Here is a 15,035-nt window from a genome sequence, read left to right as displayed (position 1 = left end):
CTGATGACCCAACCTCTCGATACGCTCTGGTACACCCGCTGCCCCGTGCCCACCGGCCTGGGCATTGCAGTGCAAAAAGGCTGGCTGCAAGACACAGTCGGTGCCCTGGGCACCGAGGTGCAGTCGCTGCGTGAGTCCGATGACAAGGCGGTGCGCGAATCGCACTTCGATCACACCCTGCGCAATTCGGTACGCCATGGCGGCAATATCCCGGCGATCTGGGCCCGCGCCCAAGGCCGGGAAACCCGAGTGATCGGCCTGTCGTGGGCAGATGAAGTGCAACTGATCCTGACCCGCCAGGACAGCGGCATCAAAACCGTCAAGGACCTCAAGGGCCGTACTTTCGGCTTGCCGGACTGGGCCGGCGCACAGATCGACTTCACCCGCGCCCAGGCCCTGCGCGGGCTGGAAAACGCGTTGTCACTGGAAGGCCTGAAAGTCGGCGACGTGAAGCTGAAGAACTTCCGCTACGGCGGCACCTTCAGCGATACCCCGGTGCGCAATATCGCCGGTACGCCGGTCACGCAAAAAGTCAGCGAACGCAACCTGGAGCTGATAGGCCTGCTGCGCGGTGAAGTCGATGCGATCTTCCTCAAGGGCGCCCACGCCGCCCAACAGGCTCATGATTTCGGCCTGCACACGGTGATCGACACCGGCTCGCACCCGGACCCGCTGATCCGCAGCAACAACGGCACGCCGCGCACCCTGGCGGTGGACCTGAACCTGCTGGAAAACCACTTCGACGTAGCCACCGGCATTCTTGACTCGGTCCTGCGCGCCGAGCAATGGGCCCACACCCACTCGGAGGAAACCCGCCGCTACCTGGCCCAGGAAACCAACAGCAGTGAGTATTGGGTCACCGCCGCCTACGGCAACGACGCCCACTTGCGCCTGCGCACCGAACTGGATGAACAGGCAATTGCCGCGCTGCAGGACTTCACGCATTTCCTGCACCGCTGGCGCTTTATCCCGAAAAGCTTCGACGTGCGTGAATGGATTGATGCACGGCCGCTGGAAGCACTCTTGAACGGCAAAACCGCGCTGGCAGGCTAACCCCTGTAGAAGCCGGCTTGCCGGCGATGACGGCCTTGAATGGGGTATTGACCTTTCGGGCCTCATCGCCGGCAAGCCGGGCTCCTGCAAAGGTTTCCTATTTCATGGATTTGAACGAAGACCCTTATGAGCAAACCACTCGATACTCTCTGGTACACCCACAGCCCGGTTCCCACCGGCCTTGGCATTGCTGTGCAGTCCGGTCGCCTGGCCGAGGCGTTCCTGCCTTTTGGCACCAATATCCAGTCGTTGCGCGAGTCCACGGAACGGGAAGTTCGCGAGGCGCATTACGACCATCACCTGAAAAACTCGGTGCGCCACGGCGGTAATATCCCGGCGATCTGGGCCTACGCCAGTGGCGTGGAAACCCGGGTGTTGGGGCTATCGTGGAGCGATGAGGTGCAGTTGATCCTGACCACCGCCGAGAGCGGTGTGCGCAGCGTGCGCGACTTGAAAAACCGGCGCTTCGGCCTGCCGAAATGGGCCAACGTGCAGATCGACTTCACCCGTGCCCAGGCCCTGCGCGGCCTGGAAAACGCCCTCAAGCTCGAAGGCCTGGAAGTCTCGGACGTAGAGCTGGTGGACTACCCCTACGGCGGCACCTACAGCGACAACCAGGTGCAATACGTCTACGGCTCCCCGGCGAGCCTGGGGGTGAGCCGCTTCAGCCGGCGCAACAACGAACTGATCGGCCTGCTGCGCGGTGATATCGACGCGATCTTCCTCAAGGGTGCCCACGCCGTGCACCTGGCCAACGAGTTCGGCCTGCATGTGGTGGTGGACACCGGTTCGCACCCGGACCCGCTGATCCGCTCCAACAACGGCACGCCACGCACCCTCACGGTGGACATCAACCTGCTGCAGGAGCACTTCGACGCCAGCGTGAAAATCGTCGACACCGTGCTGCGCACCGAGCAATGGGCCTGGGCCAATCCGGACGAGACCCGGCGCTTCCTGGCACAGGAACTCAACACCAGCGAGTACTGGGTAACCGCGGCCTACGGCGAAGATGCCCATCGTCGGCTGCGTACCACGCTCGATTCGCGCTCCATCGAAGCCTTGCAGGATTTCACCGATTTCCTGCATCGCTGGAACTTCATTCCACGGCGCTTCGATGTGCGCGACTGGATTGATTTCAGCGTGCTGGAAAAGGTCATCGGCTCCACCTCCCGCGTGGCTGTTTGACCTCCCCCATGTAGCAGCTGTCGAGCCCCGGCGAGGCTGCGTTTGCGGTGTGTCAGATACACCGTTTACGCAGCCTCGCCGGGGCTCGACAGCTGCTACGGCAACACCTCCCCTGCTGCTCCAGCAGCACCCTCCAAGCAACTTCTGCTGAATCTTCGACAGGCTTTTCAAGCGGCCTTCGGCTGCGCTTTCAATTGTTCGAAAACGTCCTCTTCTTGAATTTTTTAATCGTTATATATCAATATCTTACAACCATGTATCGACCCTGAAATCTGCTTGGCACGATCTCTGCTCTAACCCCTTCAAGGAAACTTTTCCGGGGGAGATTTCAATGCACACACTTAATCCAATCACCAAGGGCCTGTGGCTCGCTTTACTGCTGGCAGGCGGCACCGCCAGCGAACATCTGCTGGCCGCCGACGCTGCCGAAAACGATGCAGGCAAAACCGAACCGTCGCTGAAGACCGTGACCGTCACCGCACAACACCGGGAAGAAACCCTGCAAGAGGTTCCGGTCGCGGTGTCGGCGGTACAAGGCACCAGCATCATTGCCGACGGCGTGCGGTCGATGGGCGATATCACCACCTTCATTCCCAACGCCTCGGCGAAAAACCCCGACGGCGACGGGCGCCCGCGCTGGTACATCCGTGGCCTGGGCACCGGCGACACCGGCGCGGCCACTGTGTACCCGGTGGGCATCTACGCCGATGACGTGTACCTGAACGCACCGATTGCCGGTGGCGGCCCGCTGTTTGACCTCGAACGCATCGAGATCCTGCGCGGCCCCCAAGGCACGCTGTATGGCAAGAACACCACGGCCGGCGCGGTGAATATCATCTCGAAGAAACCGACCTTCGACACCGACGGCTATGGCACGATCGGTTTTGGCAGCAAGAACGAACGCATCGTCAATGGCGCCATCGGCGGCACCCTGGTTCCGGAAAAACTCGCGGCGCGGATCTCGCTGTACTCCGAGGAACGCGACGGTTTCCAGAAAAACCTGATCGACGATCACACCTACGGCGACGTCAACAAAAAGGCCGTGCGCCTGCAATTCTTCGCCCAGCTCAACCCGGACCTGGACGCGCTGTGGAAGATCCACAGCCGCGAGTTCAAGGGCGACGGCGCCAACGGTGCGCTGACCCTCGGCCGCTACTACAACGTGGGCTACACCCGCCCCGCCGGGCGCAATATTGCGCTGAACGTGGACGACGACTCCAAGCTCAACCATGACGGTACTTCGCTGACCCTCAACTGGCACCTGGGCGACTACACCCTCACGTCCATCAGCGCCTACGACTACATCCGCGGCCAGTCCAGTGGCGATGCCGACTACACGCCCTACGAGGTCAACGGCACCTCTACCGCCGACAACAAATACACCCAGTACTCCCAGGAAATCCGCCTGGCCTCGCCCCAGCAGGAAACCCTGCGCTGGTTGGCCGGCGCGCACTATTTCCATGAAGACCTGGACAGCAGCGCCGGACGCTTTATCGCCCCGGGCCCGACACCCAATGGCACCGGCTCGAACCAGGTCAACGGCGCGACGGACTTTCGCGACCTCAATTACAACCACACCACCGACAGCTACGCGCTGTTCGGCAACCTGACCTACGACCTCACCGACAACTTCAGCGTGACCGGTGGCCTGCGCTGGACCCAGGAAAAGAAAGACATCGACCTCAACCTCACTCAGTTGACGCGCGCCACCGCCAATGGCCCGCTGATTCCCCTGGGCGGCGTCGGTACCAACGGCAACCGCCAGGAAGACAAGACCTGGGAAGCCTGGACCTATGACCTGACCCCGGAATACCGGATCAACGACAACGTGCGGGTGTTCTTCCGCTATGCCCACGGCTTCCGCTCGGGCGGCTTCAACACCGGGCTGTCCACCAGCCTGTCGCAGCTGACCACGGTGGACCCGGAACAACTCGATGCCTACGAATTCGGCGTGAAGTCCGAGTGGTTCAACCATCGCCTGACGGCCAACGCGAACATCTTCTACTACGACTACTCGGACATTCAGGTCAACCTGCTGACCGTCAACAACGGCGTACTGACCACCGCGCTGACCAACGGCGCCAAGGGCAAGGTCAAGGGCGCCGAGCTGGAACTGGAAGGCCAACCCACCGACTACCTGCACCTGCGGGCGGCGATTTCGTTCCTGGATACCGAATACACCGACTTCAAAAACACCAACCCCAACACCGGTGCGGTCACGGGTGACTACAGCGGCAACAGCTTCGTGCGCTCGCCGCGCAACGTGGTGTCGCTGGGTGGCGACTACACCATCCCGCTGGAAATCGGCGGCAAGCTGGTGGCCGGTGCCGACGTGAGTTTTCGCGACAAGGAATACTTCCTCGCCGACCGCCAGAGCAGCGCCGACAAGGACTTGAGCCAGCCGCACTACACCTTGGCCAACAGCCGCCTGACCTGGTACAGCGCCGACGAAAAACTCAGCGTCACCGGGTTTGTGAACAACCTCACCGACCGCCGCTATCAGGTGCATGGCCGGCCGAACGGCGGGCTGGGGCAGTACGTGATCACTTACGGCGACCCACGCACCGTGGGGCTGAGCGTGACCAGCCGCTTCTAACTTCAGCCGCCGGACACTATTCACCAAACGCCGGAGATCAAATGTGGGAGCTGGCTTGCCTGCGATAGCGGTGGGTCAGCCAACCATTATGTGGCTGTGCCGCCATCATCGCAGGCAAGCCCGCTCCCACAGTTGACCTTCTTTGTTTGAGCCATAGCGCCCGGCCGCCATCGTCAACACGCTTCGAAAGGACCTTTCTATGTTCCAACGTACTCCGTTGGCCGGCGCCATCGCGCTGGTCATGGGCAGCCTTGCCGTGCCTGCTGTAGCCGCCGATGCGCAGCCCACTGCCAAGACCGACAAGCTCGACACCGTGGTGGTACTCGGCACCCGCCGCAGCGACGTCACCGCCCTGCAAAGCGCCGCACCGGTAGATGTGCTGAGCGGCGAGCAATTGCAGCAAACCGGCGCTGCCGACCTGTCCGGCGCACTGACCGCACTGTCGCCGTCCTTCAGCTTCCCGCAGTCGCCCCAGGGTGCATTTGCCGGTTCCATCGCCCAGGGCGCCTCGCTGCGCGGCCTGGCTTCCGACCAGGTGCTGGTATTGGTGGATGGCAAGCGCCGCCACACCAGCGCCAACATCACCCGCCAGAGCCTGGCCAACGGTCGTGGCGCGGCAGCGGTGGACTTGAGCCTGATCCCGTTGAGCGCGATCGACCACGTGGAGATCCTGCGTGACGGCGCCGCCGCTCAATACGGCTCCGATGCGATTGCCGGGGTGATCAACATCGTGCTCAAGCAAAAGGACGACGGCGGCAACGTCGGCTACCGTTTCGGTGGCTACAACAAGGGCGATGGCATGCAGCGCAAGTACAGCGGCTGGAAAGGCTTCGAACTGCCGAATGACGGTTTCCTGACTTTGAGTTTCGATGCCGGCAGCCAGGACCCGGCCAGCGACACCAACCCGGACAACCGAATCTTTTATCGCGGCGACACCAGCGTGAACACGTCGCGCGAGCAGAACAACCGCTATCGCACCTGGAACTGGGGCTCCAACAGTGTCTCCGACCAGTACAACTTCCTGGCCAACGGCGAGATGGGTGTGGGCGAAGGATTGACCGCCTACGGGTTCGCCACCTATTCCCACAAGAACACCGACTCCACCGGTTTTTTTGACCCGCCCACCGCGCTGTACAACAACTACGGCAGCGTTTCCTTGCAGCGTTATCCGGACGGCCGTTTGCCGATCACGCGCTACACCCTGGAAGACTATGCCGCCACCGGTGGCCTGCGGTACGAAAACGAGCAACTGGGCAAGTTCGACCTGGCGCTTAACCACGGCACCAACATCGTCAAGTCCACCGACTACAACGCGATCAACCCCAGTTGGGGCACCAACAGCCCGGCGACGATCTACACCGGCGAGCGCAAGAACGACCAGACCAACGTGACCCTGGATTGGGTGCGGGACTTCCCCACCGACTTGCTGTTCAAGCCGCTGACCGTCTCCGCAGGCCTGGCCTGGCGCCAGGAAAATTACCAGTTGAGCGCAGGCGCGCCGGCCGCCTCGCAGAACGGCCCGCTGTTCAACACCGTTGACCCGGTGACCGGACGCCGGCTCACCGGGTATTACTCGGGTATCACCCCGGTGGATGCCGACTCGCTGCAACGCAAGGTGCTGGGCGCGTATCTGGATGTCGAAGGCCAGGTCACCGAGAAGTTCCAGGCCGGTGTCGCAGTGCGTACCGAGCACTATTCGGACTTTGGCGACACCACCAACGGCAAGCTGTCGCTGCGCTACGACTTCACCCCGCAGATCGCCGCACGGGCCAGCGCCAGCACCGGCTATCGCGCACCGTCCCTGGCGCAGAGCGGCATGTCGTCGTTCAGTGTGCAGGTGGTGGAACAGCCGCCGGGCAGCGGCAACTACGTCGAGGTGCAGCAGCGCACCTTGCGCGCCAACAGCCCGGAAGCCCAGGCCCTGGGCGGCACACAGCTCAAGCCCGAGGAGTCGACCAACTACTCGCTGGGCCTGGTCTGGCAACCGCTGGACAACGCATCGGTGACGGTGGATGCCTACCGCATCAACATCAACAACCGCATTACCCTGTCCGACCAATTGCCGGCCTCGGTGGTCTCGCCGATCTTCGCCGGGACGCCTTACGCCAATATCCAGAGCGCGGCGTTCTACACCAACATCGCCGACACCCGCACCGACGGTATCGAACTGACCGGCAACTACAAACTCGACCTGCAGCAATGGGGCCGGGTGAACTTCAACGCCGGCTATGCGCGTAATCGCACGCAAATCACCGACCTGCGCAACGTCGGCAACATCGCGGGCAACCAGATCATCGGCCGCACCACCCAAGGCCTGATCGAGCACGGCACCCCGGACTACAAGCTGACCCTCAGCGCCAACTGGGCCTATGAAAAGTGGGGAGTCACCGTGGCCCAGCGCCGTTATGGCGAATGGAAAAGCCTCAATGCCGCCAACCCGAACCTCGACCAGACCTTCAGCCCGCAATGGGTCACCGACCTGGACGTATCCTACAACCTTGGCAAGGGGATCAAGCTTTCAGCCGGTGCGACGAACCTGTTCAACACTCACCCGGACAAGGCTTCCGGCGCGCAGTTGTACGGTGTGCCGATCTACTCGATCACCAGTCCTGAAGGCGCCCAGGGTGCGTTCTACTACACCAGTGTGAGCTACGACTTCTGAGGTAATTGCTGATGAGGTGTTGCTGCAGCAGCACCCCATTGTTGGCCAGGCATCATTCGGGCATTCGGATGTACACCCATCCATTGTGGGAGCTGGCTTGCCTGCGATGACGGTGGATCAGCCAGCCTCAATGTTTACTGGCCACCGTCATCGCAGGCACGCCAGCTCCCACATTTGGCCTTCATTGTTCTCCCCTGTTGTGTTCACTGGCACATGTCTTGCGATAGCCCCCGGGTACTTCGCTGAAATAAGACCCGCCATGCGCCCTTACCGATTGCTCACTGCCCTGACCTGGCTCATCTCGCCGCTGGCCCTGCTCGCCACCTGGACGCTGGTGGCGCACCTCGGGATCTTCCCGCGCAACCTGCTGGTACCGCCGGCCCAGGTCCTGCAAACCTTTGAAGAACTGCTCGCCAGCGGCGAACTCGCTGAACACCTGGGCAACAGCCTGTCCCGGCTCGGTCTGGGCTTTGGCATCGGCTCGCTGTGCGGCCTGGCCTTCGGCGTGCTGATGGCCCTGTCAAAGAACGTCGAGGTGTATTGCGCCCCGCTGTTCCACACCTTGCGCCAGATCCCCAGCATCGCGCTGATCCCGATGTTCGTGCTGCTGTTCGGCATTGATGAAACCTTCAAGATCATCATCGTCGCCAAGACCGCATTTTTCCCGGTGGCCCTGGCCGCCAGCGAAGGCGTCAAGGGCATTCCCCGCAGCTACTTCGAAGTGGCCGACGTGTACCGCCTGCGCTGGCCGACCTTCGTCTGGCGCATCGCCCTGCCCGCTGCCGCGCCGCCGATCATCACCGGTTTTCGTATCAGCCTGACCCGCGCCTGGGTGGTGCTGGTGGCCACCGAACTGCTGGCGGCCGACAGCGGCCTGGGGCAGATGATCGAGATGGCCCGGCAGATGCTGCGCATCGACGTGGTGATGGTGGGTGTGGTGGTCACCGGGCTGATTGGTTTTGCCCTCGACTTTGGCTTTCGTTCACTGGAACAGCGGCTGTTTCGCTGGCAGACCCGCTAGGAGCCCGGCATGACCCTCTTGAAAAAATCCCGCGGCCTGTTGCTGCCGCTGCTGTTGATCCTCGCCTGGGAATACGCCTCGCGCCAGGACGCGGCCGGCGCCTACGCCTTTGTGCCGCTGTCGGCGATCGGCTCGGCGTTGCTGGAAATGCTCGGTAACGGCGAGTTGCTGGTCAACCTGCTGGCCAGCCTGGCCCGCACCAGTGGCGGCCTGGCCCTGGGCATCCTGTTCGGCGTGGTGCTGGGGGTGCTGATGGCGCTGTCGAGTGTGGCCAACCGTTTGATCGGCCCGCTGTTCCATTCGATTCGCCAGGTGCCGATGCTGGGCTGGATCCCGTTGATTGCCATGTGGTTCGGCAATGGCGAGTTCTCCAAGGTGCTGATCGTCAGCCTCGCGGCGTTCTACCCGATGGTGCTCAACACCTACCAGGGCTTCAGCCATGTGGAGCGGCGTTATCGTGAAGTCGGCCAGGTGCTGGTGCTCAGCCCGGTGCAGCAGTTCGTGCACGTGCTGTTGCCGGCGGCGTTGCCGAGCATCGCCACCGGCGTGTTGCATGCCCTCGCCTTCGCCTGGGTCACGGCGATCGGCAGTGAGCTGTTCCTGTCCTCCGGCGCCGGCCTGGGCAACCTGATGATGAATGCCGAGGCTGGCTCGCGCATGGAAGTGATCGTGCTCAGCGTGCTGTGCATCGGCCTGCTGGGCTACCTGATGAACCTGCTGTTTACCCGCCTCAGCCGCCACGTGCTGCGCTGGCGCAATATTCGTTGAAGGCCATGAACATGAACGCAATCGCCCACCACGCCCTCCACACCGCCGTGCAGACCGGCGCCCTGCAGATTCGCGGCCTGAACAAGGCCTATCGGATCGAAGGCAAGCCGCTGCCGGTGTTGCACAACATCAACCTCGACGTGCGGCCAGGGGAGTTTGTCAGCATCGTCGGCGCCAGCGGCTGCGGCAAATCCACCTTGCTGCGCCTGATTGTCGGGCTGGAGGCCGAGTACGAAGGCGATATCCTGCTGGACGGCCAGCGCATCGCCGCCACCAGCCTGGAGCGCGGCATTGTGTTCCAGGATCACCGCCTGTTCCCGTGGATGACCGTCAGCCAGAACATCGCCCTGGCCCTGAAAAACCACAACCTGCCCCAGTCCGAAAAGGATCGGCAAGTGGCCGAACATATCGCTCTGGTCAACCTCACCGGCTTTGAAAACGCCTACCCGCACCAGCTCTCCGGCGGCATGGCGCAACGTGCTGCAATCGCCCGGGCACTGATCAATAAACCCAAGGTACTGTTGCTCGATGAACCACTGGGCGCCCTCGACGCCCTGACCCGTGTGCACCTGCAGCGGGAGCTGCAACGGATCTGGGTGCAACAGCGCTGCACGGTGATCATGGTCACCCATGACATCGAAGAGGCGCTGTACCTGGGTGACCGGGTGATCGTGATGGACGCCCACCCGGGGCGGATCAAGCATGAAATCCGGGTGGACTTGCCACATCCGAGGGAGCGCAGTTCGCCGGTCTTGCAGGGCTACAAGGACCGGTTGCTGGAAGAGCTGGTCGGGCACTGAAGACAGTGGGCATGCCGAGCTTTACATTTTGTATAGTTATGGATATTTTATCCAAACAGCAAATGCAATGCGCTCGTGCACGGTTCATTTTCAGAGGTCCTTTCCATGCAACTGTCTTCGTACCATGACGTGATCAAAGCCGCCGAACGCCTGGAGGGCTTCGCCAACCGCACGCCGGTGTTCACCTCGCGCACCCTCGATGCCGAGACCGGCGCCCAGGTGTTCATCAAATGCGAAAACCTGCAACGCACCGGTTCATTCAAGTTTCGCGGTGCGTTCAATGCGCTTTCCCGGTTTGACGAGGCGCAGCGCAAGGCGGGTGTAGTGGCGTTTTCCTCGGGCAATCACGCCCAAGGCATCGCACTGGCCGCCCGCCTGTTGCAGATGCCGGCCACCATCGTAATGCCCACCGACGCCCCGGCTGCCAAGGTCGCCGCCACCCGGGAATACGGCGCGACCGTGGTGTTCTACGACCGTATCACCGAAGACCGCGAGCAGATCGGCCGCACCCTGGCCGAGCAGCACGGCATGACGTTGATCCCCTCCTACGACCACCCGGACGTGCTGGCCGGCCAGGGCACTGCCGCCAAGGAGTTGCTGGAATTCACCGGCCCACTGGATGCCTTGTTTGTCGGCCTGGGCGGTGGCGGTATGCTCTCCGGTACGGCATTGGCCACCCGTGCGTTGTCGCCTGATTGCCTGCTGTACGGGGTCGAGCCCGAAGCCGGGAATGACGGTCAGCGCTCCTTCCAGACCGGCAGCATCGTGCACATCGACACGCCCGCGACCATCGCAGACGGCGCCCAGACGCAGCACCTTGGCAATCACACCTTCCCGATCATCCGCGAGAACGTGAATGACATCCTTACGGTCTCGGACGCCGAGTTAGTGGAGTCGATGAGGTTCTTCATGCAACGCATGAAGATGGTCGTGGAGCCCACCGGTTGCCTCGGCCTTGCGGCCTTGCGCAACCTCAAGCAGCAGTTCCGGGGCCAGCGCGTGGGCATCATCGTGACCGGTGGCAACGTCGATATCGAGAAGTACGCGAGCCTGCTAAAGGGCTAAAACCTCTAACAAGAAAATACTGTGGCGAGCGTGCTTGCCACATGGCTTCCTGCTGCCTGCAATTTCTGCCGCCTATAAAAAATGCCCGGGTGTTCCCTGAGCGTTAACAACAAGAGGTGCTTATGAAAAATCGTTACCTGGCCCGGGCCATTGTGATTGCGATCATCCTTGGCGTGCTGGTGGGGGCCGTGCTGCATGCCCAACTGGACACCGACACCGCCAAGACCATCGCGGCTTACTTCAGCATGGTCACCGACGTGTTTTTGCGCCTGATCAAGATGGTCATCGCGCCGCTGGTGCTGGCGACGTTGATCAGTGGCGTGGCGAGCATGGCCGACAGCGGCTCCATCGGCCGTGTCGGGTTGAAGGCGATGACCTGGTTTTTGATTGCGTCCGTGGTATCGCTGCTGATCGGTTTGACATTGGCCAATCTGTTTCAGCCAGGCGCGGGGCTCAACCTGAGTGTGGCGGCCAACGGCAACAGCGGTTTGAACACCGCCAGCTTCAACCTGTCGGGTTTTTTGTCCCATGTATTCCCCCGCAGCATCGTCGAGGCCATGGGCAACAATGAGGTGCTGCAAATCGTGGTGTTTTCGTTGTTCTTCGGCGCAGCGCTGGCGTTCGTCAAGGGCAGCGCCAGGTCGCCGATCCTGCACGTGCTGGAAGAACTGACCCAGGTGATGTTCCGCATCACCGAATACGTGATGGTGATCGCGCCGCTGGCGGTGTTTGCCGCAATTGCCGCCACCATCAGCCTGTACGGGCTGGGGATGGTGGTCAGCTTTGGCAAGTTGATCGCGCAGTTCTACCTGGGCCTGGCGGTGCTGTGGCTGGTGATCAGCGGCGTGGGTTACCTGGCGCTGGGCGCACGTTTCAAACAACTGTTGCAGTTGCTGCGCAGCCCGGTTTTGCTGGCGTTCTCCACCGCCAGCAGCGAGGCGGCCTACCCCAAGACCATCGCAGCCCTGGACAGCTTCGGCTCGCCCAAGCGCATCAACAGTTTTGTGCTGCCCCTGGGTTACTCGTTCAACCTCGACGGTTCGATGATGTACCAGGCGTTTATCGTGATGTTCATCGCCCAGGCCTATGGCATCGAGATGAGCTTCGGCCATCAGGTAATGATCCTGCTGACCTTGCTCGTCATCAGCAAAGGCACCGCCGGCGTGGCGCGCGGCTCACTGGTGGTGCTCGCGGCGGGCCTGCCGATGGTCGGCCTGCCGGAAGCCGGTTTGCTGCTGATCCTCGCCGTGGACCCGATCCTCGACATGGGCCGTACCGCCACCAACGTGTTCGGCTGCGGCGTGGCCACGGCGGTGATTGGCCACGGTGCCACCGATGAACAACCTGCTCCCCTTCCCTCCCTTGCTTGAGAACTGCCGATCATGAAGATTCACCACACAGCCACTGCCTCCCAGCCTGCCGGGCACTACTCCCAGGCCGTAAGCCACCAGGGCACGCTGTACATCTCCGGGCAATTGCCGGTGAGCCCTGACGGGCGTCATAACCTCGAGGCTTCGTTTGCCGAACAGGCTCAAGTGGCCCTGGACAATCTGTTGGCGATTTTGAAGGCCGCAGGCGGCTCACCCGCAGACCTGGTGAAAGTCACGGTGTACGTGGTGGGGGTAAAACACTGGCCTGAATTTGATGGCTTGTACGCCGCTGCACTGGGGGATCACCGCCCCGCCCGCGCGGTGGTGCCGGTGCCGGAACTACACCACGGCTATCTGATTGAAATCGAAGCCGTGGCGCGCTCGGCATAGGTCATTTGGCGTAGGTGTAGACCGCCGCCCGCGAGACCCCAAGGTGTGAGGCAACTGTTTCCATGGCACGCCGGATGTCCATCACGCCGGCTTCTTTCAGCTCTTGCATCAGCAGGCGCCGGTCGGCGGCCTTGAGGGCACGTGGGGTGGTCGCCAGGCGTGCGGCGAACTGGTCGATGCGCGCACGAATGGCGTCGGCACCGGACGGGTCGAGAGACTCGGTGGGCCGGTCGCCGCTGACCGAGCCGAACTGTTCCAGCATGCCCTGCAAGCCACGGAACAACGAGAGGTCGACGTTCATGCACAAGGCCGCCACGTACTTGCCGGTGGAGTCCTTGATGCCGATGGAAGTGCTCTTGACCTGACGCCCGTCGGCGAACTGGTTCTGGTAGTTGGCGATCACCTGCGGGTACTCGGGATCGGCAATCCGCGCCAGGCCCAGCTCGGTGGCCGGGTCACCCGGCTGGCGCCCGGAGAGGTTGTTGTGGATGGCCATGATTGCGTGCTGCGGGTCGCGCAGGTCGTGCAGCACGACCTCGCAAAACGGGCTGAAGGTCTTGCTCAGGCCTTCGGCAATCTGTTCGAGCTGGCTGATCAAGGCCGCTTGTTCGGGAGTGTGTTTTTTCATTCAGACAACATATCCAGTACTGGATAGACCGTCAATTTACCTTTTGGAGTGTGCACGATGGAAACCCCGACAGCTTTGCTGGATGTGAGCCGGATGCAGCGCAATATCCTGCGTATGCAGCAGCGTGCCGATGACTTGGGTGTGCGCTTGCGGCCCCATGTGAAGACCCATAAATGTGCCGAGGTGGTGGCGGCGCAAATCGCTGCCGGGGCCACGGGGATTACGGTTTCGACGTTGAAGGAGGCCGAGTATTTTTTCGACCTCGGCATTCGGGACGTTCTGTATGCGGTGGCGATGGCGCCGCATAAATTGCCTCAGGCGTTGGCGTTGCGTCGTCAGGGGTGTGCGCTGACGCTGATCACCGACAGCCTTGCCGGGGCCCGGGCGATTGTCGAGTTTGGTGCGCTGCAGGGTGAGGTTTTTGCGGTGCTGATTGAGATTGACTGTGATGGGCACCGGTCCGGGGTGAAGCCTCAGGATCCGCTGTTGCTGGAGATCGCCAGGCTGCTGTATGGCGGCGGGATGCTTGCCGGGGTGTCGACTCATGCCGGGGAAAGTTACGGGCTGGATACGCCTGAGGCGTTGCGGGCGATTGCCGAGCAGGAACGGGCGCGCTGTGTTGCAGCGGCCGAGGTGATTCGGGGGGCGGGGTTGCCTTGCTTGCAGGTGAGTGTGGGTTCGACGCCCACGGCGCTGTCGGCGGTGAGCCTGGAGGGTGTGACTGAGCTGCGGGCTGGGGTTTATGCGTTTTTTGATTTGGTGATGCATAACGTTGGGGTGTGCCGCATTGATGAGCTGGCGTTGAGTGTGCTGACTACGGTGATCGGGCATCAGGTGGAAAAGGGCTGGATCATTACCGACGCGGGGTGGATGGCGATGAGTCGGGATCGTGGGACGCAGTCGCAGAAGCGGGATTTTGGTTATGGGCAGGTGTGTACCGAGGGTGGCGAGGTGATTGAGGGGTTGCTGGTGGGCAGCGCGAATCAGGAGCATGGGGTGGCTTGGTTCGACGGGGTGGCGGTGGATGTGGTTGAGCGGTTTCCGCTGGGGACGCGGCTGAGGGTTTTGCCTAACCATGCGTGTGCTACGGGGACGCAGTTCGGCAGCTATGGCGCGCTGCTGGAGAATGGTGAGGTGCAGGTTTGGGAGCGGTTGCGGGGGTGGTAGATCGGGGGCATATCCGTTATTGGGGTGATGGCCGATATTGGTTCCGCTCTTACAGCGGCCTGAAAGCCGGCTTGAGTGTTAAAAGCCAAATCAGAAGCTAAAGCGGGCACGGTCCACTGTAGGAGCTGGCTTGCCGGCGATGGCATCGCCTCGGTGTGTCTGATGTGCCGAGGTGTCTGCATCGCCGGCAAGCCGGCTCCTACAGAAAAGCGCTTGGCTTTTAACACTCAGGTCGGCTTTCAGGCCGCCGTGCTCTTGCTTTTGATCTTGATCTGACTGCCCCAATAAGCTCGAGGCCGAACGCAGGTATTGCGCAGCGGCCCTCGCTGT

General features: G+C 62.1%; 12 protein-coding genes and 1 pseudogene. 11 read left to right on the top strand and 2 right to left on the bottom strand.

Annotated features, from left to right (window positions below):
- Positions 1-3 precede the first annotated feature (3 nt).
- The 10 genes from LIY45_RS27030 to LIY45_RS26985 all read left to right on the top strand — a co-directional run bounded on the left by LIY45_RS27030 (position 4) and on the right by LIY45_RS26985 (position 12,910).
- Entirely contained in the window at positions 4-1,053 is a 1,050-nt protein-coding gene (locus tag LIY45_RS27030) for an ABC transporter substrate-binding protein (protein WP_003212533.1), read from the top strand.
- 126 nt (positions 1,054-1,179) lie between these two features.
- Positions 1,180-2,238: an ABC transporter substrate-binding protein gene (locus tag LIY45_RS27025; protein ID WP_003212534.1), complete on the top strand. Its 1,059-nt coding sequence runs from the start codon at positions 1,180-1,182 to the stop codon at positions 2,236-2,238.
- Positions 2,239-2,569: 331 nt separating this feature from the next.
- Positions 2,570-4,834, top strand: a complete 2,265-nt coding sequence (locus tag LIY45_RS27020) for a TonB-dependent receptor (protein WP_087693871.1) — start codon at positions 2,570-2,572, stop codon at positions 4,832-4,834.
- Between the two features lie 199 nt (positions 4,835-5,033).
- Entirely contained in the window at positions 5,034-7,496 is a 2,463-nt protein-coding gene (locus tag LIY45_RS27015) for a TonB-dependent receptor (protein ID WP_226478193.1), read from the top strand.
- A gap of 259 nt (positions 7,497-7,755) precedes the next feature.
- Positions 7,756-8,517, top strand: a complete 762-nt coding sequence (locus LIY45_RS27010) for an ABC transporter permease (protein WP_008430524.1) — start codon at positions 7,756-7,758, stop codon at positions 8,515-8,517.
- A 9-nt stretch (positions 8,518-8,526) separates the two neighbouring features.
- Complete coding sequence (locus LIY45_RS27005; RefSeq protein ID WP_177027867.1) at positions 8,527-9,285, top strand: ABC transporter permease; 759 nt, start codon at positions 8,527-8,529, stop codon at positions 9,283-9,285.
- A gap of 11 nt (positions 9,286-9,296) precedes the next feature.
- Positions 9,297-10,085, top strand: a complete 789-nt coding sequence (locus LIY45_RS27000) for an ABC transporter ATP-binding protein (RefSeq protein ID WP_023658820.1) — start codon at positions 9,297-9,299, stop codon at positions 10,083-10,085.
- A gap of 105 nt (positions 10,086-10,190) precedes the next feature.
- Positions 10,191-11,150, top strand: coding sequence for a threo-3-hydroxy-L-aspartate ammonia-lyase (locus LIY45_RS26995; protein WP_003212540.1), 960 nt, complete (start codon positions 10,191-10,193; stop codon positions 11,148-11,150).
- A gap of 122 nt (positions 11,151-11,272) precedes the next feature.
- Positions 11,273-12,520, top strand: coding sequence for a dicarboxylate/amino acid:cation symporter (locus LIY45_RS26990; RefSeq protein WP_102604897.1), 1,248 nt, complete (start codon positions 11,273-11,275; stop codon positions 12,518-12,520).
- 12 nt (positions 12,521-12,532) lie between these two features.
- Positions 12,533-12,910: a RidA family protein gene (locus LIY45_RS26985; RefSeq protein WP_008430534.1), complete on the top strand. Its 378-nt coding sequence runs from the start codon at positions 12,533-12,535 to the stop codon at positions 12,908-12,910.
- A gap of 1 nt (position 12,911) precedes the next feature.
- On the opposite strand, the gene LIY45_RS26980 is transcribed toward LIY45_RS26985, so the two are convergent.
- Positions 12,912-13,538 carry a PAS domain-containing protein gene (locus LIY45_RS26980; RefSeq protein WP_226478192.1) on the bottom strand — a complete coding sequence of 209 codons (627 nt, stop codon included), beginning with the start codon at positions 13,536-13,538 and terminating at the stop codon, positions 12,912-12,914.
- 57 nt (positions 13,539-13,595) lie between these two features.
- Here LIY45_RS26980 and LIY45_RS26975 point away from each other — a divergent pair, with 57 nt between their 5' ends.
- A complete protein-coding gene (locus LIY45_RS26975) occupies positions 13,596-14,705 on the top strand; it encodes a DSD1 family PLP-dependent enzyme (protein WP_177023074.1) in 1,110 nt (369 codons plus the stop codon).
- Between the two features lie 90 nt (positions 14,706-14,795).
- Here LIY45_RS26975 and LIY45_RS26970 read toward each other — a convergent pair.
- A pseudogene (locus LIY45_RS26970) lies at positions 14,796-15,035 on the bottom strand (hypothetical protein); the annotation flags it as partial.

It is taken from the genome of Pseudomonas sp. MWU16-30323 (genome assembly GCF_020515595.1).
Classification (GTDB): Bacteria; Pseudomonadota; Gammaproteobacteria; order Pseudomonadales; family Pseudomonadaceae; genus Aquipseudomonas; species Aquipseudomonas yamanorum.
Note: the sequence above shows the minus strand (reverse complement) of the source record. Positions and strands in the feature narration are given on the sequence as shown.

What these genes read in the sequence shown, in the direction of transcription:
- LIY45_RS27000 (WP_023658820.1), top strand. Translation starts at nt 9,297, where the DNA reads ATGAACGCAATCGCCCACCACGCCCTCCACACCGCCGTGCAGACCGGC.
- LIY45_RS26995 (WP_003212540.1), top strand. Translation starts at nt 10,191, where the DNA reads ATGCAACTGTCTTCGTACCATGACGTGATCAAAGCCGCCGAACGCCTG.
- LIY45_RS27005 (WP_177027867.1), top strand. Translation starts at nt 8,527, where the DNA reads ATGACCCTCTTGAAAAAATCCCGCGGCCTGTTGCTGCCGCTGCTGTTG.
- LIY45_RS27015 (WP_226478193.1), top strand. Translation starts at nt 5,034, where the DNA reads ATGTTCCAACGTACTCCGTTGGCCGGCGCCATCGCGCTGGTCATGGGC.
- LIY45_RS26980 (WP_226478192.1), bottom strand. Translation starts at nt 13,538, where the DNA reads ATGAAAAAACACACTCCCGAACAAGCGGCCTTGATCAGCCAGCTCGAA.
- LIY45_RS26985 (WP_008430534.1), top strand. Translation starts at nt 12,533, where the DNA reads ATGAAGATTCACCACACAGCCACTGCCTCCCAGCCTGCCGGGCACTAC.
- LIY45_RS27020 (WP_087693871.1), top strand. Translation starts at nt 2,570, where the DNA reads ATGCACACACTTAATCCAATCACCAAGGGCCTGTGGCTCGCTTTACTG.
- LIY45_RS26990 (WP_102604897.1), top strand. Translation starts at nt 11,273, where the DNA reads ATGAAAAATCGTTACCTGGCCCGGGCCATTGTGATTGCGATCATCCTT.
- LIY45_RS26975 (WP_177023074.1), top strand. Translation starts at nt 13,596, where the DNA reads ATGGAAACCCCGACAGCTTTGCTGGATGTGAGCCGGATGCAGCGCAAT.
- LIY45_RS27025 (WP_003212534.1), top strand. Translation starts at nt 1,180, where the DNA reads ATGAGCAAACCACTCGATACTCTCTGGTACACCCACAGCCCGGTTCCC.
- LIY45_RS27010 (WP_008430524.1), top strand. Translation starts at nt 7,756, where the DNA reads ATGCGCCCTTACCGATTGCTCACTGCCCTGACCTGGCTCATCTCGCCG.
- LIY45_RS27030 (WP_003212533.1), top strand. Translation starts at nt 4, where the DNA reads ATGACCCAACCTCTCGATACGCTCTGGTACACCCGCTGCCCCGTGCCC.